Origin of the sequence: Schaalia naturae, from assembly GCF_042665795.1 — a bacterium.
In the GTDB taxonomy this organism is placed as follows: domain Bacteria; phylum Actinomycetota; class Actinomycetes; order Actinomycetales; family Actinomycetaceae; genus Pauljensenia; species Pauljensenia naturae.
The window spans coordinates 1,154,601-1,175,861 of the sequence record NZ_JBHTEF010000001.1 but is presented as its reverse complement, the minus strand read 5'-3'; the positions used below and the strand labels follow the sequence as shown (position 1 = coordinate 1,175,861).

Annotated in this window: 18 protein-coding genes and 1 tRNA gene; 15 read left to right on the top strand and 4 right to left on the bottom strand. The window is 70.1% G+C overall.

All coding sequences use genetic code 11. The annotated features are described in order from the left end of the window. The first annotated feature begins 64 nt into the window (after nt 1-64). Entirely contained in the window at nt 65-883 is an 819-nt protein-coding gene (locus ACFQWG_RS05120) for a DeoR/GlpR family DNA-binding transcription regulator (protein ID WP_380972780.1), read from the top strand. A 50-nt stretch (nt 884-933) separates the two neighbouring features. On the opposite strand, the gene upp is transcribed toward ACFQWG_RS05120, so the two are convergent. Beyond that, on the bottom strand, nt 934-1,572 hold the full coding sequence (gene upp / locus ACFQWG_RS05115) for a uracil phosphoribosyltransferase (RefSeq protein ID WP_291495820.1): 639 nt from the start codon (nt 1,570-1,572) through the stop codon (nt 934-936). Between the two features lie 82 nt (nt 1,573-1,654). Between upp and ACFQWG_RS05110 the strand changes: the two genes are divergently transcribed. The 7 genes from ACFQWG_RS05110 (at nt 1,655) to ACFQWG_RS05080 (ending at nt 8,353) form a co-directional block, all read left to right on the top strand. After that, on the top strand, nt 1,655-2,926 hold the full coding sequence (locus tag ACFQWG_RS05110) for an alpha-amylase family protein (protein ID WP_380972777.1): 1,272 nt from the start codon (nt 1,655-1,657) through the stop codon (nt 2,924-2,926). 154 nt (nt 2,927-3,080) lie between these two features. Further along, entirely contained in the window at nt 3,081-4,217 is a 1,137-nt protein-coding gene (gene ispG, locus ACFQWG_RS05105; RefSeq protein WP_380976237.1) for a flavodoxin-dependent (E)-4-hydroxy-3-methylbut-2-enyl-diphosphate synthase, read from the top strand. A gap of 58 nt (nt 4,218-4,275) precedes the next feature. Then, nucleotides 4,276-4,905, top strand: coding sequence for a hypothetical protein (locus ACFQWG_RS05100; protein WP_380972775.1), 630 nt, complete (start codon nt 4,276-4,278; stop codon nt 4,903-4,905). A gap of 44 nt (nt 4,906-4,949) precedes the next feature. Next, nucleotides 4,950-6,791: a proline--tRNA ligase gene (locus ACFQWG_RS05095; RefSeq protein ID WP_380972772.1), complete on the top strand. Its 1,842-nt coding sequence runs from the start codon at nt 4,950-4,952 to the stop codon at nt 6,789-6,791. Nucleotides 6,792-6,795: 4 nt separating this feature from the next. Continuing rightward, nucleotides 6,796-7,287, top strand: a complete 492-nt coding sequence (gene def, locus ACFQWG_RS05090; protein WP_380972769.1) for a peptide deformylase — start codon at nt 6,796-6,798, stop codon at nt 7,285-7,287. A 132-nt stretch (nt 7,288-7,419) separates the two neighbouring features. Next, nucleotides 7,420-7,920 carry a DUF3145 domain-containing protein gene (locus ACFQWG_RS05085; RefSeq protein ID WP_380972767.1) on the top strand — a complete coding sequence of 167 codons (501 nt, stop codon included), beginning with the start codon at nt 7,420-7,422 and terminating at the stop codon, nt 7,918-7,920. 22 nt (nt 7,921-7,942) lie between these two features. Continuing rightward, on the top strand, nt 7,943-8,353 hold the full coding sequence (locus ACFQWG_RS05080; protein ID WP_380972765.1) for an acyl carrier protein: 411 nt from the start codon (nt 7,943-7,945) through the stop codon (nt 8,351-8,353). A 42-nt stretch (nt 8,354-8,395) separates the two neighbouring features. Here the strand turns inward: ACFQWG_RS05080 and ACFQWG_RS05075 are convergent, their stop codons facing one another. Together ACFQWG_RS05075 and aceE are read right to left on the bottom strand one after the other, a co-directional pair. Then, nucleotides 8,396-9,310, bottom strand: a complete 915-nt coding sequence (locus ACFQWG_RS05075; RefSeq protein ID WP_380972762.1) for an SDR family oxidoreductase — start codon at nt 9,308-9,310, stop codon at nt 8,396-8,398. 64 nt (nt 9,311-9,374) lie between these two features. Then, nucleotides 9,375-12,119: a pyruvate dehydrogenase (acetyl-transferring), homodimeric type gene (aceE, locus tag ACFQWG_RS05070; RefSeq protein ID WP_380972760.1), complete on the bottom strand. Its 2,745-nt coding sequence runs from the start codon at nt 12,117-12,119 to the stop codon at nt 9,375-9,377. A gap of 301 nt (nt 12,120-12,420) precedes the next feature. Here aceE and ACFQWG_RS05065 point away from each other — a divergent pair, with 301 nt between their 5' ends. From ACFQWG_RS05065 to ACFQWG_RS05035, 7 genes are all read left to right on the top strand, one after another. Then, nucleotides 12,421-12,819 (top strand): DUF3052 domain-containing protein, encoded by a 399-nt coding sequence (locus ACFQWG_RS05065; RefSeq protein ID WP_291495806.1) that lies wholly within the window; start codon nt 12,421-12,423, stop codon nt 12,817-12,819. Nucleotides 12,820-12,889: 70 nt separating this feature from the next. Beyond that, nucleotides 12,890-12,966, top strand: a tRNA-Val gene (locus tag ACFQWG_RS05060). Between the two features lie 302 nt (nt 12,967-13,268). Beyond that, the gene (locus ACFQWG_RS05055; protein ID WP_380972757.1) at nt 13,269-13,487 is read left to right on the top strand and encodes a hypothetical protein; all 219 of its coding nucleotides are present in this window, start codon (nt 13,269-13,271) and stop codon (nt 13,485-13,487) included. A 341-nt stretch (nt 13,488-13,828) separates the two neighbouring features. Beyond that, nucleotides 13,829-16,249 (top strand): AAA family ATPase, encoded by a 2,421-nt coding sequence (locus ACFQWG_RS05050; protein ID WP_380972754.1) that lies wholly within the window; start codon nt 13,829-13,831, stop codon nt 16,247-16,249. Between the two features lie 890 nt (nt 16,250-17,139). Further along, a complete protein-coding gene (locus ACFQWG_RS05045; RefSeq protein WP_380972752.1) occupies nt 17,140-17,385 on the top strand; it encodes a DUF2200 family protein in 246 nt (81 codons plus the stop codon). Continuing rightward, nucleotides 17,385-18,251, top strand: a complete 867-nt coding sequence (locus ACFQWG_RS05040; protein WP_380972751.1) for a DUF4232 domain-containing protein — start codon at nt 17,385-17,387, stop codon at nt 18,249-18,251. Before ACFQWG_RS05045 ends, ACFQWG_RS05040 begins: the two co-directional genes overlap by 1 nt. A gap of 95 nt (nt 18,252-18,346) precedes the next feature. Then, nucleotides 18,347-19,858 (top strand): C69 family dipeptidase, encoded by a 1,512-nt coding sequence (locus ACFQWG_RS05035; protein WP_380972748.1) that lies wholly within the window; start codon nt 18,347-18,349, stop codon nt 19,856-19,858. A gap of 15 nt (nt 19,859-19,873) precedes the next feature. On the opposite strand, the gene ACFQWG_RS05030 is transcribed toward ACFQWG_RS05035, so the two are convergent. Beyond that, a complete protein-coding gene (locus ACFQWG_RS05030; protein WP_380972745.1) occupies nt 19,874-21,214 on the bottom strand; it encodes an NAD(P)/FAD-dependent oxidoreductase in 1,341 nt (446 codons plus the stop codon). Nucleotides 21,215-21,261 lie beyond the last annotated feature (47 nt).

The following is a 21,261-nucleotide window of genomic DNA, read 5'->3' as shown; positions in this document are numbered from 1 at the left end:
GACCTCGATGATCTAGATTTGGGGCGATGCCCCCAGACATGTCTGTCCCAGGATGAGGTCGAGAATGCCAGTCGAGAACGCTCCGCGCGCCTCCTCCCGACGCACGAGCAGGAAGACGAAGGAACGCCGCGCGTCGATGGCGGCGTGGCTGCGCGAACGTGAGGGAAGCGCCTCGGTCGCGGACCTCACCGAGGAGTTCGGCGTCTCGGAGGCGACGATCAGGCGCGACCTGCGCACCCTGGAGGGGTCGGGGGAGCTCCTCAGGGTCTTCGGCGGGGCCGCCGCGTCGCGGCCGGTCGAGTTCGGGTGGAGGGAGAAGGGCGAGACCCATGCGGCGGCGAAGCAACGCATCGGGGACTTCGCGGCCGAGAACCTGGTGAGCGACGGCGACACGGTCTACATCGACGCCGGCACGACGCCCGCGGCGGTCGCCCGGGCGCTGAGCGGGCGGCGAGACCTCACGGTGGTGGTCGGTGGGCTGGCCGCACTGCTCGAGCTCGCCGAGGGGGAGCCCAAGGTGATCGTCCTCGGCGGCGTCCTGCGTCGCCGGAGCGCGAGCTTCCTGGGCGCGCAGGCCGACTCCGTGCTCGACCACCTCACCCCGGACGTCTCGTTCCTGGGAACGGAGTTCCTCGACGGGGTCAGGGGGGCGAACTACCCCGAACTCGAGCAGGCGATGTTCAAGAGCCGGATCCTCCAGCGCTCGCGTCGCAGCTGGATCGTCGTCGACGAGTCGAAGTTCCGTGCGGAGCAGGCCTTCGCGAACTGGGTGCCGGTCATCCCCCCCGCCGGCGTCGTGACGGAGGTCCCGCATCGCGCGGCGACGCGGGCGGCGATCAACCAGCTGCGGGCCGCGGGCTGCCTCGTGCACCTCGCCGGCTGAGAGAGGGCCGGGTCCTCGGCGGACGCCGGCCGCCCGCCGAGGGTGTCCGGCTACTTGACGATGCCGTACAGGCGGTCGCCGGCGTCGCCCAGGCCGGGGACGATGTAGTTGCGCTCGTTGAGCTCGGGGTCCACCGCCGCGACGACGATGGTGACGTTGGCGCGATGGCCGACGGCCTCCTCGACCGCGGTGAGCCCGGGCGCGGCCGCCACCAGGGACACGACGGTCACGTCGCGTGCCCCCATGCCCAGCAGGAACTCCACGGCGGTGATGATCGTGCTCCCCGTGGCGAGCATCGGGTCCAGGATGAAGCACTGGCGGTCGGCGAGGTTCTCGGGCAGCCGGTTGGCGTAGGTCGTGATCTTGAGCGTGTCGTCGTCGCGCTGCATCCCGAGGAAGCCGACCTCGGCGGTGGGCAGGAGCTCCGTCATGCCGTCGAGCATCCCCAGGCCGGCGCGCAGGATCGGGACCACGACCGGACGGGGCCCCGCCAGCGTGCGTCCCTGCGCGGTGGCGATCGGGGTCTCGATCGTGACAGGCTCCACGGTGACGGTTCGGGTCGCCTCATAGGCCAGGAGAGTCATCAACTCGCTGACGATCGCGCGGAAGGTCGCCGAGTTGGTGCGCCGGTCCCTGAGGACGGACAATTTGTGGGCGATGAGCGGGTGGTCCGGCACGATGATCTCCATGCCGCCATCGTATCAGCGGGCGCCCGGCCGGATTCCGGGGTCGGGGCCCGGACATGCGGAGCGTCTGAGGAGAGGACGGATCGTGGAGGCTGACAGGATCCCCGGGGCGATGCGCCATGCGATCTGGTGGCACCTGTATCCACTGGGGTTCACGGGCGCCCCGCCGACGATGGACCCGGGGGCCCCTTCCGCCCACCGCCTGGGCCGGGTCGAGGCCTGGCTGGACCACGCGCGATCGCTGGGGGCCAACGGCATCCAGCTGGGCCCCGTCTTCCGATCGGCCACCCACGGATACGACACGCTCGACCACTTCCGCGTGGATCCCCGCCTGGGGGACCAGGCGGACTTCTCGCATCTGGTCGACCAGTGCCACCGGCGCGGAATGCGCGTGATGTGCGACGGGGTGTTCAACCACATCTCGCGGGACCATCCGCTGGCGCGCCGCGCCCGCTGCGAGGGACCCGACTCCGACGCCGGACGCATGATCGCGTGGGACGCCGGGGCGTCCGGGGGGCCGCGGCCCCGGGTGTTCGAGGGCCATGACATCCTCGTCGAACTCGACCACTCGAGCCCGGCGGTCGTCGACCTGGTCGCGCGGGTCATGGAGCACTGGTGCTCCCTCGGTGTCGACGCCTGGCGGATGGATGCCGCCTACGCGGTGCCCCCCTCGTTCTGGGCGCGGGTCCTCCAACGGGTGCGCGGCCGGTTCCCGCGGGTCCTGGCGATCGGCGAGGTCATCCATGGCGACTACGCGGCCATCGTGGAGGAGTCCACCCTCGACTCCGTCACCCAGTACGAGCTGTGGAAGGCCATCTGGAGCTCCATCGAGTCGCGGAACCTGTTCGAGCTGGACTGGGCGTTCCAACGGCACAACGCCTTCCTGGGCTCTTTCGTCCCCACGACCTTCGTGGGCAATCACGATGTCACGCGCATCGCCTCTCGGGTGGGCGGCGAGGGCGCGGCCGTCGCCGCGGCGATCCTCCTGGCGTCGGGCGGGATGCCGGTGATCTACGCGGGCGACGAGCTGGCGATGACCGGCGTCAAGGAGGACCGCCCCGGGGGCGACGACGCCGTGCGGCCCGAGTTCCCCGACCGCCCGGCGGCGATGCCCCCCGACGCGCAAGGAGCCCGCATGATGCGCCGCTACCAGGACATGGTCGGCCTGCGACGACGCCACCCGTGGCTCGTCCGCGCCGCGACGGTCTCCCGTGAGCTCGCCAACGAGCACGCCGTATGGGAGGTCTCAGGGTCCGGGGAGGGGCAGCGTCTTCTCCTCGAGGTCGACCTCGGCGGGCCGGAGCCCCGGGCCCGCGTGCTCGACGCGGGCGGGGTCCTCTTCGACACCGCGCGCTGAGCGCGAACGTGCCGCCGCGGCCCGGCCGCGCCGACCGCCGCCGTCGGGGCGCCCCCCGGGCCGTCGGCGACGAGGCGCACGCCACCGCCCCTGCCCGGGCGGGGGACGGGCCTCGGGGGATAATGGGTGCGTGAGTGCACCTGTGTCGCTTGGAATGCCGACCGTCAAGGAACCGCCGTTCCCGCGGAAGAGGACCCGCCGCATCATGGTGGGCGACGTGCCCGTGGGGGGCGGCGCCCCCGTGTCCGTCCAGTCGATGACCACGACGAAGACCCATGACATCGGCGCGACCCTCCAGCAGATCGCGGAGCTGACCGCCGCCGGCTGCGACATCGTGCGCGTGGCCTGCCCCACCGACAAGGACGCGGAGGCGCTGCCGGTCATCGCCCGGCAGTCGACGATCCCCGTCATCGCGGACATCCACTTCCAGCCCCGGTACGTCTTCCAGGCGATCGAGGCCGGGTGCGGCGCGGTGCGCGTCAACCCGGGCAACATCCGCAGGTTCGACGACCAGATCGAGGCCATCACCAAGGCCGCCCGCGACCACGGCACGTCCCTGCGCATCGGCGTCAACGCCGGATCCCTGGACAGGCGCATGTACCAGAAGTTCGGCGGGCCCACCGCCGAGGCCCTGGTCGAGTCCGCTGTCTGGGAGGCCTCCCTGTTCGAGCAGTACGACTTCCACGACTTCAAGATCTCCGTCAAGCACCACGACGTTCCGACGATGATCAAGGCCTACGAGCTCCTCTCCGAGAGGGGGGACTGGCCCCTCCACCTCGGGGTCACCGAGGCCGGTCCGGCCTTCCAGGGGACCATCAAGTCCGCGACCGCCTTCGGGGCGCTGCTGCGGAGCGGTATCGGGGACACGATCCGCGTGTCCCTGTCGGCCCCGCCCGTGGAGGAGGTCAAGGTCGGCATCCAGATCCTGCGGTCGCTGGGCCTGCGCGAGCGGAGCCTGGAAATCGTGTCCTGCCCCTCGTGCGGGCGCGCCCAGGTCGACGTCTACACGCTCGCCGAGAACGTCACCGAGGGTCTCAAGGACCTCACGGTTCCCCTGCGCGTGGCCGTCATGGGCTGCGTCGTCAACGGGCCCGGAGAGGCGCGCGAGGCCGACCTCGGCGTGGCCTCCGGCAACGGCAAGGGGCAGATCTTCATCCGGGGCGAGGTCGTCGACACGGTCCCGGAGGACCAGATCGTGGAGACCCTCATCCGCCGCGCCAACCTGCTGGCCGAGGAGATGGGCCTGGAGGCCGGAGACGGCCAGGTCGAGGTCGTCCCCGCCGTCGGCTGATCCCCTCCCGCCGCCGGCGCCGCCGGGCGGTGCCGCCCCGTCCCCTGGAAGGAACCACATGCGACGCTCCACCCCCTTCGTCCTGGCCGGGGCCGCGGCCGCCGGGCTGCTGTCCGCGGGCTTCCCGGTGCGCACCGGCCTCACGCGCTCCGAGGCCGCGGTGTCCCTGCCAGGCGATCTCCTGGTGCCTACTGCCACGATCGTCGCGGACCGCGCCGTCCGGATCGGGGCGGGCGCCGGCGCGGTGTGGCCGTGGCTCACCCAGATCGGCCAGGACCGGGGCGGGTTCTACTCGTGGACGCCGGTCGAGAACGCGCTCGGCTGCGAGATCGAGGACGCCCGCGATCTGCGTCCCGAGTGGTCCGAGCGTGAGGTCGGCGACGAGGTCTCGCTGGCGCCCGGGATGACGCTGCGCGTGGCCGTGTCGTCTCCCGGACGCGCCCTGGTCCTCACCTCCGAGGGCGGGCGGGTCCCTGAGGAGTCGGCGGGCTCGGCCTCGATGCGTTTCGCGTTCACCTGGGCATTCGTCCTCATCGACGAGGGCAGCGCCTGCGTGCTGCATGTCCGTGAGCGCTATCTTCCGGACAACCGGTCGGCCGACCTGATGATCCGCGCGGTCCTGTCCGCGTCCGCCGTGATGACCGCCCGGATGCTGCGCACGATCAGGAGGCTCGCCGAGGGGCGTTGAGCGGCTGCGGGCGCCGGGCCCCCGGGACCGACTATCCTCGAGGGGTGCTGAAAACACTCTCCTCCTACTTCGTGCGCACGCTGCGCGAGGACCCCGCCGATGCCGAGGTCCGATCCCACAGGCTCCTGGTCCGGGCGGGCTACATCCGCCGGACGGCCCCCGGCATCTACACGTGGCTGCCGCTGGGGCTGCGTGTCCTGCGCAAGGTGGAGGCCGTCGTGCGCGAGGAGATGGAACGCATGGGCGGCCAGGAGGTCCTCTTCCCGGCCCTGCTGCCGGCCGACCCGTACAAGGCGACGGACCGCTGGGACGAGTACGGGCCCACGCTGTTCAAGCTCCAGGACCGCAAGAAAGCGGACTACCTCCTCGCGCCGACCCATGAGGAGATGTTCACGCTCCTCGTCAAGGACCTGTACTCCTCCTACAAAGACCTCCCGCTCACCCTCTTCCAGATCCAGACGAAGTACCGCGACGAGGCGCGTCCGCGCGCCGGGCTGATCCGCGGGCGCGAGTTCGTGATGAAGGACGCCTACAGCTTCGACCTGGACGAGGAGGGGCTGGCCGCGTCCTACGACGCCGAGCGCGCCGCGTACCAGGCGATCTTCACGCGCTTGGGCCTCGAGTACGTCATCGTCACCGCGATGTCGGGTCCGATGGGGGGGTCGCGTTCGGAGGAGTTCCTCCACCCCAGCCCCATCGGGGAGGACACCTTCGTGCGCTCGCCCGGCGGGTACGCGGCGAATGCGGAGGCCGTGACGACGCCCGCCCCCGAGCCGCTGCCGATCGAGGGGCTGCCCGAGGCGGTGGTCCTCGACACCCCGGACTCGACGACGATCGCCACGCTGGTCGACCGCGCCAACGAGTGGCACCCCCGGGCCGACCGGCCGTGGAGGGCCTCGGACACGTTGAAGAACGTCGTCGTCGCGTTGACCCATCCCCACGGGGAACGCGAGCTGCTGGTCGTCGGCGTGCCCGGCGACCGCGAGGTCGACATGCGGCGCCTGGAGGCGGCCGTCTCCCCGGCCGAGGTCGAGATGGCCACGCCCGAGGACCTGTCCGCCCACCCCGAGCTCGTCCCGGGCTACATCGGCCCGCAGGCCGTCGGCCCGAACTCGCCGGAGCGCACGACGGACGAGGACGGGAGCCCGACCGGTTCGATCCGCTACCTCCTCGATCCGCGCGTCGTCGACGGCACCGCCTGGATCACGGGTGCCAACGCCGTCGACCGGCATGTCTTCTGGCTGGTCAAGGGCCGGGACTTCGAGGCTGACGGCACCGTCGAGGCCGCGGAGGTCCGAGAGGGGGATCCCGCCCCCGACGGGTCGGGCCCGCTCCACCTGGAGCGCGGCATCGAGATCGGCCATATCTTCCAGCTCGGCCGCAAGTACGCGAAGGCCCTCGGGCTCACGGTGCTCGACCAGGACGGCAAGTCCCGCGTCGTCACGATGGGCTCTTACGGCATCGGCATCTCGCGCGTGCTCTCGGCTCTGGCGGAGTCCACGAGCGACGACAGGGGGCTCGCCTGGCCCGCCGGCATCGCGCCCTTCGACGTGCATGTCGTCGCCACCGGCAAGTCGGGCGATGTCTTCGAGGCGGCTGCCGGCCTGGCCCGCCGACTGGACGCCGCGGGTCTCGACGTCCTGTCCGACGACCGGCCGAAGGTGTCGGCCGGAGTGAAGTTCGCCGACGCGGAGCTGATCGGCATCCCGATCACCGTCGTCGTCGGGCGCGGCCTCGCCTCCGGCGTGGTGGAGGTCCGCACCCGCGCGACCGGGGAACGCGAGGAGGTCCCCGTCTCTGAGGCGGCGGACCGCATCCGGGCGCTCCACGCCGACCTGCTCCGGGCGTCCGGCGCGCTCGCGGCCGGGACCACGAAGGAGGCGTAACCCCATGGCGATCCGTGACATCCGCATCATCGGAGACCCGGTTCTGCGCACCCCCTGCGAGCCGGTCACCACGATCGACGACCACGTCAAGGCGCTGGTGGAGGACCTGCTGGAGACGGTCGACATGGACGGGCGGGCGGGGCTCGCCGCGAACCAGATCGGCGTGGGACTGCAGGCGTTCTCGTGGAACATCGACGGCGAGCTCGGCTACGTCCTCAACCCGCGGCTCGTGGAGGTCTCCGAGGACGAGTACCAGGACGGCGAGGAGGGCTGCCTGTCCGTGCCCCAGCTGTGGTATCCGACGAAGCGCGGCTGGTACGCCCGGGTCGAGGGTATCGACCTCGATGGGAGGCCGGTCGTCGCGGAGGGGGAGGAGCTCATGGGGCGCTGTCTCCAGCACGAGTACGACCACCTCCAGGGCATGATCTACATCGACCGGCTGGACCGGGCGACCCGCAAGAAGGCTCTGCGCGAGATCCGCCGACGGGGCATCTGACGCGGGGCTCCGGGCGACGCGGACTGGCGCTCGCGCCCGTGCCCGGGCATACTGGGGACGACGCCGCGAATCATGGTGACCGGGTTGTGAGGACGTAGGGGAAGACGCTCCTCAACCGAACCGGAGGTCACGATGAGAGGGACATACACCCGTGGTGTGCTTTTCGTGCACTCGACGCCCCCCGCGCTGTGCCCGCACATCGAGTGGGCGGTGGGCACGTCGCTCGGCCAGGAGGTCCACCTCCAGTGGACCGACCAGCCTGCGGCGCCCGGCATGGTGCGCTCGGAGTTCTCGTGGGTGGGGGAGACGGGGTCGGGCGCTCGTCTCGCCTCTGCGCTGCGAGGCTGGGAGCATCTCCGCTACGAGGTGACCGAGGAGCCCACCGGGCAGACTGACGGCGGCCGTTGGTCGCACACCCCCGAGCTGGGGATCTTTCATGCCCAGATGGACTCCGCCGGCAATACCGTCGTCCCGGAGGACCGCATCCGGGCCGCGCTGGAGGGGGCCGCCGGCGAGGCCTCCCTGCGCGAGCTCCTCGACCTCGCGCTGGGCCAGGCGTGGGACGACGAGCTGGAGCCCTTCCGCTACGCCGGAGCCGGGGCGCCGGTGCGCTGGCTGCACCGGGTCGGCTGAGCCCGCCCGATAGGCTGGCCCCATGGGAACCATCGCGGAACTGCTGGGTATCGACCTCTCCGGTGAGGAGCCGTCGGAGCCGGCGGGGGCATCCGGTGACGAGGACGGCGCCGCCTCCGGGGAAGGGGAAGCCCCGGAGGCGGCGGCTGCGGCTGCGTCGTCGGACCCCGTCGGCGAGGCGGTGATGGCCGCGGTGCTGGCGGAGGCGGCACTGGATCCCGCCGACGCCCGCGCCGACCTCGCCCTGGACGGGCCGGAGTTGGACCTGGACCGCCTGGGGCGCTACAGCGTCGTCACCGCGATCGAACACGGTCTCGGAGTGCGCGTCCCGGACGTGGACGTGGAGGCCATGGGGACCCTCGGCGACCTGCTGGAGACAGCCCGGGCGCTGGCCGGGCACTCGGACGGGCGGCGGGGGCGCACGCAGCGGTGAGACCTCGGGCGGCCCCCCTGCCTGGCAGCCGACGGCTCCCGGTCAGGCCAGGCCGAACCCGCCGTCGCTCGTGAGGACCTGCCCCGTGATCCATGAGCCGGCCGGGGAGGCCAGCCATCCGACGAGACGCGCGACGTCGGCGGGCGCGCCCCACCGGCCGAAAGGGGTGCGGGACATCAGATCGTCCAGGGGCGCGAGGTCGCGGTCGGCGCTCCCGGGGTCGAGATATCCGGTGTCGACGGGTCCGGGGTTGATCGTGTTGAGCGTGATGCCGAGGTCCCCGAGCTCCGCGGCCACCGTCGCCGTGACCCCGGCCAGCGCGGCCTTCGAGGTCGCGTAGGCGACCTCGCCGCGCATGGGACCGTCCTGCTGGCCCGAGGTCATCCAGACGACCTTCCCGGCGCGGGCGGGGTCGGGGAGAGGCCTCCCGACTCGGATGCGTCGGGCGCCGGGGCGGGCCGGCTCCCGGTCCCCCGCGCCGTGGAAGCGCTCAGCGAAGCGCCGGGTGAGCAGCAGCGTCGATCGCGTGTCCGTCTCCCAGAAAGCGTCGAGCGCCTCGGGGGTCATGTCCAGGATCGAGCCGTCCCCGCCGCTGCGCGCGTGGTTGCACACGAGGATGTCCAGCCGTCCCGTCAGCGCACAGGCACGATCGACGAGGGCGCCGCAGGCGGACGGGTCGCGCAGATCCGCGCCGATGGAGTCGAAGCCGGCGCCGGGCTCGAGCGCTTCGCGGACACCGGCCTCGACGGCCGGCAGATCGTCGGCGCCCCACGGCTGGTCGGCGTCGTGCGGGGCGAAGTGGTGGATGACGACGCCGGCTCCCAGGCGCGCGAGCTCGCAGGCGATCGCATACCCGATGCCGCGGCGCCGCGAGGCGCCGGTGACCAGAGCCGTGCGGCCGGACAGGGGGCGGGCGGCGGTCCCAGCGGCGGAGGCCCGGGAGTCATCGGTGCGCATGGTCAGAGGGTAGCCGCCGACCATGCGCGCAGGCAGGTACGCCCTCGTCGGCGCCGGGGGAGGATCACTCCTCGCCGGCGTGGTCCTCCGCGGAGATCGTGTAGTCGAACATCCCGTAGCGGTCGGCCGCCTCCCTGACGACCGAGCGGTCCAGGCGCCCCTGGTCGGCGAGCGCCTGCAGGGTGCGCACGACCATCGACTCGGCGTCGATGTGGAAGAAGCGGCGGGCAGCGCGCCGGGTGTCGGAGATGCCGAAGCCGTCGGCTCCCAGCGTGTGGTAGGCGCCGGGCACCCAGGCGCGGATCTGGTCGGGGATCAGCGCGTCGTAGTCGCTCGTCGCGACGAACGGCCCCTCCGCCCCGGACAGCTTGTCGGTGAGGTAGGCGGTGCGCGCCTGCTCCCCCGGGTGGAGGAAGTTGTGCTCGTCGGCCTCCACCCCGTCTCGGCGCAGCTCGTTCCATGAGGTCACCGACCACACGGCCGCATCCACGCCCCAGTCCTCGGCCAGCAGGCGGCGGGCCTCGCGCGCCCACGGCACCGCGACGCCGGAGGCCAGCAGCTGGGCGCGAGGGCCGCCGGTCCCCGTGTGCTCGTCGAGCTTGTAGATGCCCCTGAGCAGGCCCTCGACGTCCAGGCCATCCGGCTCGGCGGGCTGGTGGATCGGCTCGTTGTACACGGTGAGGTAGTAGAGGACGTTCGGGTCGCGCGTGTCTCCCTCCCCGTACATCCGCTGGATGCCGTCCCACAGGATGTGGGAGATCTCGTAGGCGTAGGCCGGATCGTAGGTGACGAAGCCGTGGTTCGCCGCCGCCAGGATCGGGGACTGCCCATCCAGGTGCTGGAGGCCCTCCCCCGTCAGCGTCGTGCGCCCCGCCGTGGCGCCGATGACGAAGCCACGTGTCATCTGGTCGGCGGCCGCCCAGAACTGGTCACCGGTGCGCTGGAACCCGAACATCGAGTAGAAGATGTAGAACGGGATCATCGGCAAGTTGTGCGTGGCATAGGCGGTGCCCGCGACCTGCAGGGCGGCGGCCGAGCCAGCCTCGGTGATGCCGGTGTGCAGGACCTGCCCCTGCGCCGACTCCTTGTAGGACAGCATCATGTCCGCGTCGACGGCCGTGTAGTTCTGGCCGTGGGTGTTGAAGATCTTCGCCGTCGGGAAGATCGCGTCCAGGCCGAAGGTGCGGGCCTCGTCGGGGATGATCGGCACGATGTAGCGGCCGATCGCCTTGTCCTTGATGAGGTCCTTCATCAGGCGCACCAGCGCCATGGTCGTGGCGACCTCGAGGGGGCCCGATCCCTTGCGCAACGACTCGAAGGACTTGGGGGAGGGGACGGGCAGCCTCGGGTCGCGGTCGTCGCGGCGCTCCGGCACCCACCCGCCGAGCCTCTCGCGTCGCTCCCTCATGTAGATGAGCGCCGGATCGTCCGCCGGCGGCATGTAGTAGGGGGGCATCGAGGGATCCCGCTCGAGCTCCTCATCCGCGATCGGGATGCCCAGCCGCGTGCGCAGGGCCTTGGCGTCCTCCAGGGTCAGCTTCTTCATCTGGTGCGTCGAGTTGCGCCCGGCGAAGTGGCTTCCCAACGCGTACCCCTTGATCGTGTGCGCGAGGATGACGGTGGGCTGGCCCGTGTGCTCCATCGCGGCCTTGTAGGCGGCGTAGACCTTGCGGTAGTCGTGCCCGCCGCGCTGGAGCGACCAGATCTGGTCGTCGGTCCAGTTCTGGACCATGGCCTTCGTGCGGGGGTCGCGCCCGAAGAAGTGCTCGCGCACGTAGGCGCCATCGTTGGCCTTGAACGTCTGGTAGTCGCCGTCGAGCGTCTCGTTCATGACGTTGACCAGGGCGTGGTCCTTGTCGGCCGTCAGCAGCTGGTCCCAGCCGCGGCCCCAGATCACCTTGATGACGTTCCAGCCGGCGCCCTTGAAGAAGGCCTCGAGCTCCTGGATGATCTTGCCGTTGCCGCGCACCGGGCCGTCCAGGCGCTGGAGGTTGCAGTTGACGACGAAGGTGAGGTTGTCGAGCCCCTGCTGGGCGGCCAGCTGGAGCATGCCGCGCGACTCCGGCTCGTCCATCTCCCCATCGCCGAGGAACGCCCAGGTGTGCTGCTGGGAGGTGTCCTTGAGGCCGCGCAGCTGCAGATAGCGGTCGAACCAGGCCTGGTAGATGGCCTCGGCGGGCCCGAGCCCCAGCGACACCGTCGGGTACTCCCAGAAGTCCCGCATCTGGCGCGGATGCGGGTAGGAGGGCAGGCCGCCCTCGACGGAGACCTGCTGACGGAAGCCGTCCATCTGCTCCTCGGTGAGGCGGCCCTCAAGGAAAGCGCGGGCGTAGGGGCCGGGTGAGGCGTGTCCCTGGAAGAAGACGTGATCGCCGCCGCCGGGGTGGTCCTTGCCGCGGAAGAAGTGGTTGAGGCCGACCTCGTAGAGGGTGGCGACGGAGGCGTAGGAGGAGATGTGCCCGCCCACCTTGACGCCGGCGCGCTGGGCGCGCGTGACCTGGACGGCGGCGTTCCACCGGATCCACTTGCGGTACTGGCGCTCCGTGGCCTCGTCGCCGGGGAAGTAGGGCTCCTGGTCCACGGGGATCGTGTTGACGTAGGGCGTCGTGTACTCGGATGGGATCTGGACGTCGCGGCGGCGGGCCTCCTCCAGCATGTGGAGCAGGATGTAACGCGCCCGGGGCCCGCCCTTCTCCTCGATGAGACCGGACAGAGAGTCCACCCATTCCGCGGTCTCCTCCGGGTCGTTGTCCGGGACCTGGCTGAGCAGCCCGTTGACGACGGGGTGGTTCTCGCTTGACTGTGTCACGGATGTCCCTCTTCCTCGTGGCGATACGTGTCGGCCGCCCGCGGGCGCCGGATGGGTTCCATTCTGGCGCGTGAGGGTCGCCTTGGCGAGCGCGTCAGGGACTTCCGACCCATGAGACGCGCCTCAATTGTGCGAGATTGGCGACGTTCTCGGGGGCTGCGGACGTCCCGGAGGACGCCGCATGTCACACGGGCCTCCGGTATGGCGCGGGGCCCCGGATGAGGGACTCGGTGCCTTACGATGGGGAGGTGTCAATCGAGGACGCGCCGAGGGCGCACGTCATGGAAGGTGGTCGCTGATCGTGGCGCAGGGCCTGGGGTTCGCTCAGGGACAGGTGGTCCAGGAGTTCTACGCAGACGAGGACAGCGATGAGGCGCTGAGGGCGGGCGTCGAGGCGCAGACGGGCCACGAGCTGGTCGATCCCGAGTACGGAGACGTCGTCGACGGCGCGATCGTGTGGTGGCGCGCCGAGGACGCGGAGGACGGCGATCTGGCCGATCTGCTGGTCGATGCCCTGACGAACCTCGATGACGGGGGTCTGATCTGGGTTTTCATCCCCAAGCCGTCGCGTCCGGGCTCGGTGCCCGTGGCCGATGTCGAGGACGCCGCGAAGGTGGCGGGCCTGCACTCGACCTCCGCCGCCTCGGTCGGGCCGGACTGGGCGGGCATCCGCCTCACCGCGCGTCCCCGCACGCGCTGATCCCCGCCGCGGGGCGTGCCGGCCCGTGGGGCGCGTTGACTATGCTGTGGGGGTTGTGCCGCCAGGCACGGGGCCTGTAGCTCAGTTGGTCAGAGCGCTGCGCTTACACCGCAGATGTCGTCGGTTCGAACCCGGCCGGGCCCACCAGTTCGTCGTGGCTCAAACCGGTGACTTTCCCGGTTTGAGAGCCATTTGTGTTGGTCAGTGGTCATTTGCCTATTGGCTAGGACTTGAATGTCCGGGTTGAAGAACAGGTCGAAGGGTTCTTCGGGCTGGCTGTCGATGGTGTCGCTGTCGGCTTTGACGTAGAGCTTGTCGAAAAATTCCTGGTTCGAGTCTGTACGTTTAACGGGTGCTCTTATAGTTTTCGGGCGGCGGTTTGGGGGTGCCGTGGTCGGTAAAGTAGTCGCGGTATCGGGTGATAACTCCTGATTGAGGAGTTTACGCTGATGAGCACGCTGATTGGTGCGGCCGTTGAGGTCGCTGAGAAGAAGACTGAGGATGTTGTGACGACGACGAGTACGCCGCCGCCTGTGGTGGACAGGGACCCGATTGCCCGATTGGTGGGCGGTGCCCGAGAACAGGGCGCGAGCGTGGACGGCGAGGACGGTCTGCTCGCCCAATTGACCGAGCTCGTTGTCAAGTCCGCGCTGGAAAGCGCTTCATAGAACTTGTCGAGCTTGGCTTCACGCGCGGCTCGTTGGTCTTGTCTTGTCGCCATTGCCGGGGCCTCCCTCCGTCGAGGAACTACCCCTCGCAGACCGGTGGGGTGGTCGTGCGACCATGAGGTGTGCCAGGCCCATCACGACGAATGACAAGGGCCGGCCCGGGGTGAGGTTGTCCAAGGTCTTCGGATGGTTGGAACTTAGGCTGCGGCCTGGCTGGTTGCGGCGTCTTGTCGTGCTTCGATCTCGACGGGCGCCTGATAGCCGATTGCTAATGTGGATAAAGTTTCAAGTGTGAAAAAGAGGTGTACAGCTTATGCCTCGGGCCGCAAGGGGAGCATACGATGGGTAGACATGTAGTACCGGCAGCAGAGGCAGCGCCCGGCTGGGACAGTGGCATCCATCCCGGACTCACCCTCACCCCCGAGTTCGTCGCCGGGCTGGAACTGCTCGACAGCGGCAGCAACATGTTCCTCACCGGCAGGGCCGGCACTGGCAAGTCGACGCTGATCCGACTCTATCTGGAGCACACCGACCGGCGCACGATCACCGTCGCCCCCACGGGCATCGCGGCACTGAACGTCGATGGGTACACGATCCACCGGCTATTTTCATTTTCGAAGGATGTGTGCGAACAATACGTGCGTAGCACTGCCTACTACCCGGGGCGGTTCGCGAAGGCGCTGGGCGGGCTCGACACCCTCATCGTCGATGAGGCGTCGATGGTGCGCGCCGACCTGTTCGACGCGATGGTCGCGGCGCTGGAACGCTTCGGCCCACACCCGGGCGAGCCGTTCGGCGGTGTGCAGTTGGTGCTGGTCGGCGATCTCTATCAGCTTCCGCCGGTGGTGACCGACGCCGAGAGCGCCTTCATTGAAGAGCAATTCGGCACACCCTACTTTTTCTCCGGGCATTCCTTTACCCGTGAGGCTTTTCCCACGGTCGAGCTGACCACGGTGTTCCGTCAGGTCGGCGACGATCAGTTGGTCAGGCTGCTGAACGGGGTGCGCGAGGGTGCGCTGCTCGATGACGCCCGTGCCCAGCTGAACGCCCGGGTCGACTTAGACTTCGAACCCGATCCGGGCGAGTTCTGGCTGACGCTCGCGACCACGAACCGCATCGTCGGCGCGCGCAACCGCAGAATGCTGGAGCGGCTGGGCAGCGAGACAATCACGTTCGCCGCGACGGTGAAAGGAGAGACCGACGGTTTCGAGCATCCTGCCGAAGACGCACTGCAGCTGGCCGTCGGAGCACAGGTCATGCTGCTGAACAACGAACCTGCCGGCCGGTGGGTGAACGGCAGCATCGGCCGTATCGAGCACATCCGGGAGAATACGACTGACCCTGTCGTCGACGTGCGGCTACGCGATGGCGCGCTAGTGGAGGTACGGCGGCACGTCTGGGAGATCACCCGCCCGGTGGTGCGCGGCAGCAGCCTGGTGCACGAGACGGTCGGCACGTTCGCGCAGCTGCCGATGAAGCTGGCCTGGGCGATCACCATCCACAAGAGCCAGGGACAGACGCTCGATCACGTGGTTGTCGACCTCACCGGAGGAACGTTCGCCAATGGCCAGCTGTATGTCGCACTCAGCCGCTGCACTAGCCTCGACGGGCTCGTACTTAAACGCCCAGTGCTGCCAAAAGACCTGAAGACAGACGTGCGGGTGCGCCGATTTTTGAACGCCGCATCCAATGAAGATAAAGGAGATGGCCAAGGCCGGGCCTATGTCTCGGCCCTGCTCATCGGCACCGAGGGCGACCGCTATCGACCCCGCCCGGTGGAGATCGCCGTGGCCACTGCAGATGGTAAAGGCGACGGCGACGAGGCGACGACCGTGGTAAATCCGACGATGGATCTTTACTCCGCCCAGACCGAGTACGGCATCACTACGCGGGACGTGCAGCTGGCCCCGTTACTGACCGAGGCTTGGGCGGCGCTGTCGCCGCTGCTCGCCGGGCGCACGCCGGTGGGGGTTGGCATCGACCGAACGCTCGGGCTGATCGACTCGGAGCTCAAGCGCAACGGAGTCGTGCGGCGGGTGCCGCTTGGTGCGGAGCTGCCTGAAGATGCGCTTGCGGGTCTCGCAGCCGCTGCTCCGGGTGGCTCTGGTAGTGGTTCTGGCGGGGCGACCGCGCTCACGCGGGCCCGCGCGATGCGGGAGGCGGGGGAGCGGCTGTTGCAGGAACATCCGGATGCGCTCGCAGCGACTGGTGCATCGACATTCCCGGCTCGTGCCTGGGGGCACGGCTATCTGCTCGCCCGCACGACCGGCGTCAGCGGCTGCCGGGACGCGTCGGGCTTCACTGTGGGCGGCAACCTCTCGGCGGAGGACGATCCGGCTCAGGTGCTCGCGGATGCGCTGGCCGGCGCGTGGACGCGCGTGGTTGACCGGGACGCCGAAGTTGTCTCACGGCTGCGCGATGCCGAGCAGTATTTCGGTGTGCGGATTCTGCCGGAGGGGTTCGAGGCGAAGGATCCATTGGATGCGCAGGCCGTGCTGGTGCCCGGTGCCCGGGTTTGCTTCACCGGCGAGGTGGTCTCGCGCCGGTACGGGGCGTTCGACCGTGGTGCGATGCAGCAGCTGGCGCTTGATCGCGGGCTTGCCATCTCGGAGAATATGACGAGGACTAGGACGAATGTGCTAGTGGTCGCCCAGCGCGGCACGCAGTCGGGCAAGGCGAAGAAGGCGGTGCAGTGGGGCAAGCCGGTGCTCGCGGCGGAGGAGTTTCTGGAGTGGGCGCTGGGGGAGCGAGTTGCGCAGTGATCCTGCTTCGTTCGTACGCCCCGTTCTTCAGATCGCAGCCCTCGCATTTCGAACAGCCAAAACTGGTGGATATATGAAGTCGGGGGGCTGACGGCTTGTTGCAACGCTTCCAGCACTCGTGCGGATACTATCCCGATAGTTGTGTTCCTACGAGGCCAAGCAGAGCAAACGTCCTGGAGGCACTAGAGCCTGTGTTTGTGCTCTCGATCATGGATCAGGAGAGAGTCGGAGCTGGAGATTCTCTGGTGAGCATAACTAAGCCCCGCGGTGCTGCTAGGCGTCGCTGGCTCAGTAGCCCACGTCACGAACGTTGAAGACGGCAGGTGGAGACCACGAGACTTGACCGGTACTCAGCGAGCAGTTCCGTTCGATCCGAGTCTCTCAAACGGGTTCGATACTGAATCGGACTTCCCCGTACGGGACCGCGTTGATCGACCGACGGGTTGACCTCGGCGGCCCTCTCGGACCTCCGGGAACCCGTGAGGATACGTGAGATGAGCGTCTTGAGGCGAGCTCTCGGATTGGACACGTGCCGGGAAAAGCCCACCGCCGATGCGCGCAGGCTTGTGCGCCGGGGAAGCGATCCCGCTCCGGGCCCAGTCCGGCTGCCGCCCGTCGAGGACCACGCCGCCGAGCGCCGTCACGACCGAGGCGCCCGCGGCCGGCGGAACGCCGAGCAACAGCACCGTCGCCGCGGAGACCGCGAGGTGGTTGCCCATCGCCGTGAAGACGACGCGGTTGGGGATCGTGTGCGCGCCGATGCGGCCGGGGGAGTACAGCGAGGGGAACATGCGGATGAGCGTGGGGGCTGGCCGAACCGTCGGGTTCGACCTTCGGTCCCGACTAGGCGCGCCTTACCCGGCGCCCGGCGCACGCGCCACAATGGGGGCATGGCGAAACCGCGGATCCTCATCACGCCGATGGCCCGCGTGTCTCCGCTCCACGCCGCGAAGGCCGGGCGCGGGGGCCGCACCCGCGGCGAGGTCGACCAGATCATCACGTGGCGCGCCGGTGGCACCTCCGACCGGCTCCACGACGTCCTCGAGGCGGGCGTCGACCTCGAGGCGCTCCTCCTGGATAAGCTCGTCGACGAACTCGCCCGGGGACGTGCGATGGAGAGGACCCTGCGAGGCTGATGGGCGCTCCGTCCGGTGGCTCCGCGGCCCCCGTCCCTCCCGGCCCCGCCGCGCCGCGCCGGACCGCGGGCGTGTCCCGGGCGCTCCTGGCGGCTCTGGCGCTGGTCGTCGCGCTGGCGGCTCTCCTCGTCTGGAGGGGAGCGATCGGCGGTGAACGCGGAGCGGGATCCCAGCCGCGCCCCGGATCGTCCTCGCCCTCCGTGAGGCTCCTCCCCGACGCCCCCCAGTCCGTCGGCGAGCCCTCGGAGCCGGAGCTCGGCCGGGACTGGGACCGGGCCCCGGACGCTCCGGTGCCGGATCCCGCGAGCCTGTCGGCCGACCAGCGCCGCGCGCTCCTCCGCCTCGACGCGACGGCCGCAGGGACGGCCGAATCCTGCACCGCCGGGGATGTCGTGCTCTTCCTCCAGGGGTTCGACGTGGCGCTGGGGCACCGCTTCTCTCATCTCGTGGTCGCCAACACCTCCGATGAGCCCTGCACGGTCCAGGGGTATCCCGGGATCGGAGGTTATGGAGAATGGGGATCGACGTTCCTGTGGGAGGCCGAGCAGAGAGCGCCGGCCGGATCGCAGGCGCCCGGCGGGGACGGCCAGCCGCTCCTCACCTTGCAGCCCGGGGCCTCGGCGGCGGCCGGCCTGGAATGGACCGGAGGGCTCGCCGGCGCGCAGTCCGAGGCCCTGCGGGCATTCGCCGTCCAGCTCGCTCGCGATCAGGACCCGGCGCTCCTCGTCCCGCCTGGCGACGACCCGTTCGCAGGCGCCCGCGCCGGCGGCGACCCGTCGTTCGCTGAGGCCCGCGAGCAGCTGGAGAACCCGGATATCGGGATGCTCTCCACCGTGAGGGTCGGACCGTGGAAGCCCGGCGGGTGAGGACACACGGGGAAGGGACGCGATGTCCGCCCTTGTCCACAGCGTGCCTACGATGGGGCGCGGTACCGACGACCGACGACTCCGAGGGGGCACCTGTGGGCTGCACGACGATTCTGGTGGGCAGGAAGGCGAGCTGGGACGGATCGCCTCTGGTCGCTCGCAATGAGGACTCGGCCAACGGCGAGTGGAACCCGAAGAAGGTCGTCGTCGTCCACCCCGGGGACCAGCCGCGCACCTACACCTCCGTCATCTCCCGCCTCACCGTCGAACTGCCAGAGGAGCCCCTGCGCTACACGGCTGTGCCCAACGCGATCCCGGACGAGGGCGTGTGGGGCGAGGCCGGCATCAACGCCGCCAACGTCGCGATGAGCGCCACCGAGACCCTCACCACGAACGAGCGCGTGCTGGGCGCCGACCCCCTCGTCGAGCGCCGGCCCGCGCAGGGCGCGCCGGAGGATCCGGACTTCGCTCCCGAGCGGCCCGGCGGCATCGGCGAGGAGGACTTCCTCACCCTGGTCCTGCCCTACATCCGCTCCGCGCGCGAGGGCGTCCTGCGTCTGGGCGCCCTGCTGGAACGCCACGGCACATATGAGATGAACGGCGTCGCCTTCAGCGACGCCGACGAGATCTGGTGGCTGGAGACGGTCGGCGGCCACCACTGGATCGCCCGGCGCGTCCCCGACGACTGCTACGTCACGATGCCGAACCAGTTGGGCATCGACAGCTTCGACCTGGACGACGCGCTGGGGGAGGGCCGGGAGCATCTGGCCAGCTCCGACCTGCGCGAGTTCATCGGGGACAACTTCCTCGACCTCTCCCTGGATGGCCGCCTCAACCCGCGCGACGCCTTTGGCTCCCATTCCGACGCCGACCACGTCTACAACACGCCGAGGGCCTGGTACATGCAGCGCGCCCTCAACCCCGTCAGCGAGGACTGGGACGGGCCGAGCCCGCGCCACACGCCCTTCTCCGACGACCTGCCGTGGGCGCGCGTCCCCGAGCGCCGTCTCACCATCGAGGACGTGAAGGACGTCCTCAGCTCGCACTACCAGGGCACGCCCTATGACCCCTACGCGCGCGAGGGCGCCGACGCCGGGCGCCCCGCGCTGCGCCCCATCGGCATCAACCGGCACTCCGAGCTGTCCATCCTGCAGATCCGCCCCTACCGCCCCGAGGGCTCCCGGGCCGTGCAGTGGGTGGCCTTCGCCTCCAACCCGTTCAACACGCTGATTCCGCTCTACACCAACGTCGACGAGGTCCCCGCCTACCTGGCCGGCACCACGGGGCGGGTGACGACGGAGAACCTCTACTGGGCCAGCCGCATCGTCGCCGCACTGGCCGACGCGCACTTCGCGGAGACCCTCCCCGAGATCGAGCGCTACCGGGAACGCACCCTCGCCGCGGGGCACGCCCTGCTCCGGACGACGGACGCTCGTCTCGCCCGGGAGGGGGCGGGGTCCGACGAGGGCGACCTCCGCGCCCGTCTGGCCGCCGCGAACCAGGAGATCACAGACGCGGTGCGCGCCCAGACCGACGCGCTGCTCGGGTCCGTGCTCGTCACGGCCAGCAACGGCATGCGCAACCGGTTCTCCCGCTCGGACAACTGAGACCGCGCGCCGGGCTCACTCCTCCCCGGCGATCAGGCGGCCCGAGGAGCCCGCTCCGAGGCGCTCCAGCGCCAGGCGGCCGACCATCTGCTGGTTCGTCGTCGTGCGCTCGGAGCGCCTCGTGGAGGCGAAGCTGATGAGCCAGTGGAGGAGCGTGTTGATGCGGGCCTTGAAGCCGACGATGTAGAGCAGGTGCAGGAAGCACCACGCGAACCAGGCGGGGAACCCGCCGAAGCTCACCCGCCCCATGGAGACGACCGCGTTGAAGCGGGCGATGGTCGCCATCGAGCCCTTGTCATGGTAGGAGAACCGCGTGCGGCGCGGCGGACGGCCCTGGACCCGGGCCGCGATGACGTCGGCCGCGAAACGAGCGGACTGGATGGCGCCCTGGGCGACCCCGGGCACCCCCGGCACGGACATGAGATCCCCGATGACGAAGATCTCCGGATGGCCGGGGACCGTGAGGCCCTCGTCGACGACGACACGGCCGGAGCGGTCCAGCGGCGCGCCCGCGCGCTCCGCCAGGACCCGCCCCAGGGGCGATCCCTGGACGCCCGCCGCCCAGACCTTGCACGCCGAGGGGATCGTCTCCTCGACGCCGCCGGCCCCGCGTACGGTCACCGACGCCTCGTCGACGTCCGTGACGATCGTGTTCGCACGCACCTCCACGCCGAGCCCCTCCAGGGTGCGCTGGGTGCGCTCCCCGAGCTTCTCCCCGAAGACGGGCAGGGGATGGTCCGCCCCGTCGACCAGGATGACGCGGGCCGTCGAGGGGTCGATGGAGCGGAACTCGTGGCGCAGCGTCTTCGAGGCGAGCTCGCGGATCTGGCCCGCCATCTCCACGCCGGTGGGTCCCGCTCCGACCACGATGAAGGTGAGCAGCTGGGCGATGCGCGCGGGATCGGTCTCGAGCTCGGCGAGCTCGAAGGCGCCGAAGATGCGGGCCCTCAGCTCCAGGGCGTCGTCGATGGTCTTCATGCCCGGCGCGAAGGTGGCGAAGCGGTCGTTGCCGAAGTAGGACTGGCCGGCGCCGGCCGCCACGATGAGCGAGTCGTAGGGGGTGGTCTCGAGGCGGTTGTGGGTGCGCCAGCGCACGAGACGGCGCTGCGGATCGATGTCCTCGACCAGTCCGAGCAGCACGCGGGCGTTGGACTGGGAGCGCAGGATCTCGCGGGTGGTCGGGGCGATCTCGCCCTCGGAGAGGATGCCCGTGGCCACCTGGTAGAGCAGGGGCTGGAACAGGTGGTGGCCGGTGCGCGCGATGAGCGTGACCTCGACATCGGCCCGGGCGAGGGCGCGGGCGGCGAACAGCCCGCCGAACCCGGATCCGATGATGACGACGCGGTGGGTGGACATGGCTCCTCCTGGATTTCGGCATCGCCATGTTATCTAATTCGAGTTCC

Excerpts from the sequence above, each read along its gene's own strand:
- ACFQWG_RS05120 (WP_380972780.1), top strand. The coding sequence starts at position 65 with ATGCCAGTCGAGAACGCTCCGCGCGCCTCCTCCCGACGCACGAGCAGG.
- upp (WP_291495820.1), bottom strand. The coding sequence starts at position 1,572 with ATGGAGATCATCGTGCCGGACCACCCGCTCATCGCCCACAAATTGTCC.
- ispG (WP_380976237.1), top strand. The coding sequence starts at position 3,081 with ATGCCGACCGTCAAGGAACCGCCGTTCCCGCGGAAGAGGACCCGCCGC.
- ACFQWG_RS05100 (WP_380972775.1), top strand. The coding sequence starts at position 4,276 with ATGCGACGCTCCACCCCCTTCGTCCTGGCCGGGGCCGCGGCCGCCGGG.
- def (WP_380972769.1), top strand. The coding sequence starts at position 6,796 with ATGGCGATCCGTGACATCCGCATCATCGGAGACCCGGTTCTGCGCACC.
- ACFQWG_RS05085 (WP_380972767.1), top strand. The coding sequence starts at position 7,420 with ATGAGAGGGACATACACCCGTGGTGTGCTTTTCGTGCACTCGACGCCC.
- ACFQWG_RS05080 (WP_380972765.1), top strand. The coding sequence starts at position 7,943 with ATGGGAACCATCGCGGAACTGCTGGGTATCGACCTCTCCGGTGAGGAG.
- ACFQWG_RS05075 (WP_380972762.1), bottom strand. The coding sequence starts at position 9,310 with ATGCGCACCGATGACTCCCGGGCCTCCGCCGCTGGGACCGCCGCCCGC.
- ACFQWG_RS05055 (WP_380972757.1), top strand. The coding sequence starts at position 13,269 with ATGAGCACGCTGATTGGTGCGGCCGTTGAGGTCGCTGAGAAGAAGACT.
- ACFQWG_RS05050 (WP_380972754.1), top strand. The coding sequence starts at position 13,829 with ATGGGTAGACATGTAGTACCGGCAGCAGAGGCAGCGCCCGGCTGGGAC.
- ACFQWG_RS05045 (WP_380972752.1), top strand. The coding sequence starts at position 17,140 with ATGGCGAAACCGCGGATCCTCATCACGCCGATGGCCCGCGTGTCTCCG.
- ACFQWG_RS05040 (WP_380972751.1), top strand. The coding sequence starts at position 17,385 with ATGGGCGCTCCGTCCGGTGGCTCCGCGGCCCCCGTCCCTCCCGGCCCC.
- ACFQWG_RS05030 (WP_380972745.1), bottom strand. The coding sequence starts at position 21,214 with ATGTCCACCCACCGCGTCGTCATCATCGGATCCGGGTTCGGCGGGCTG.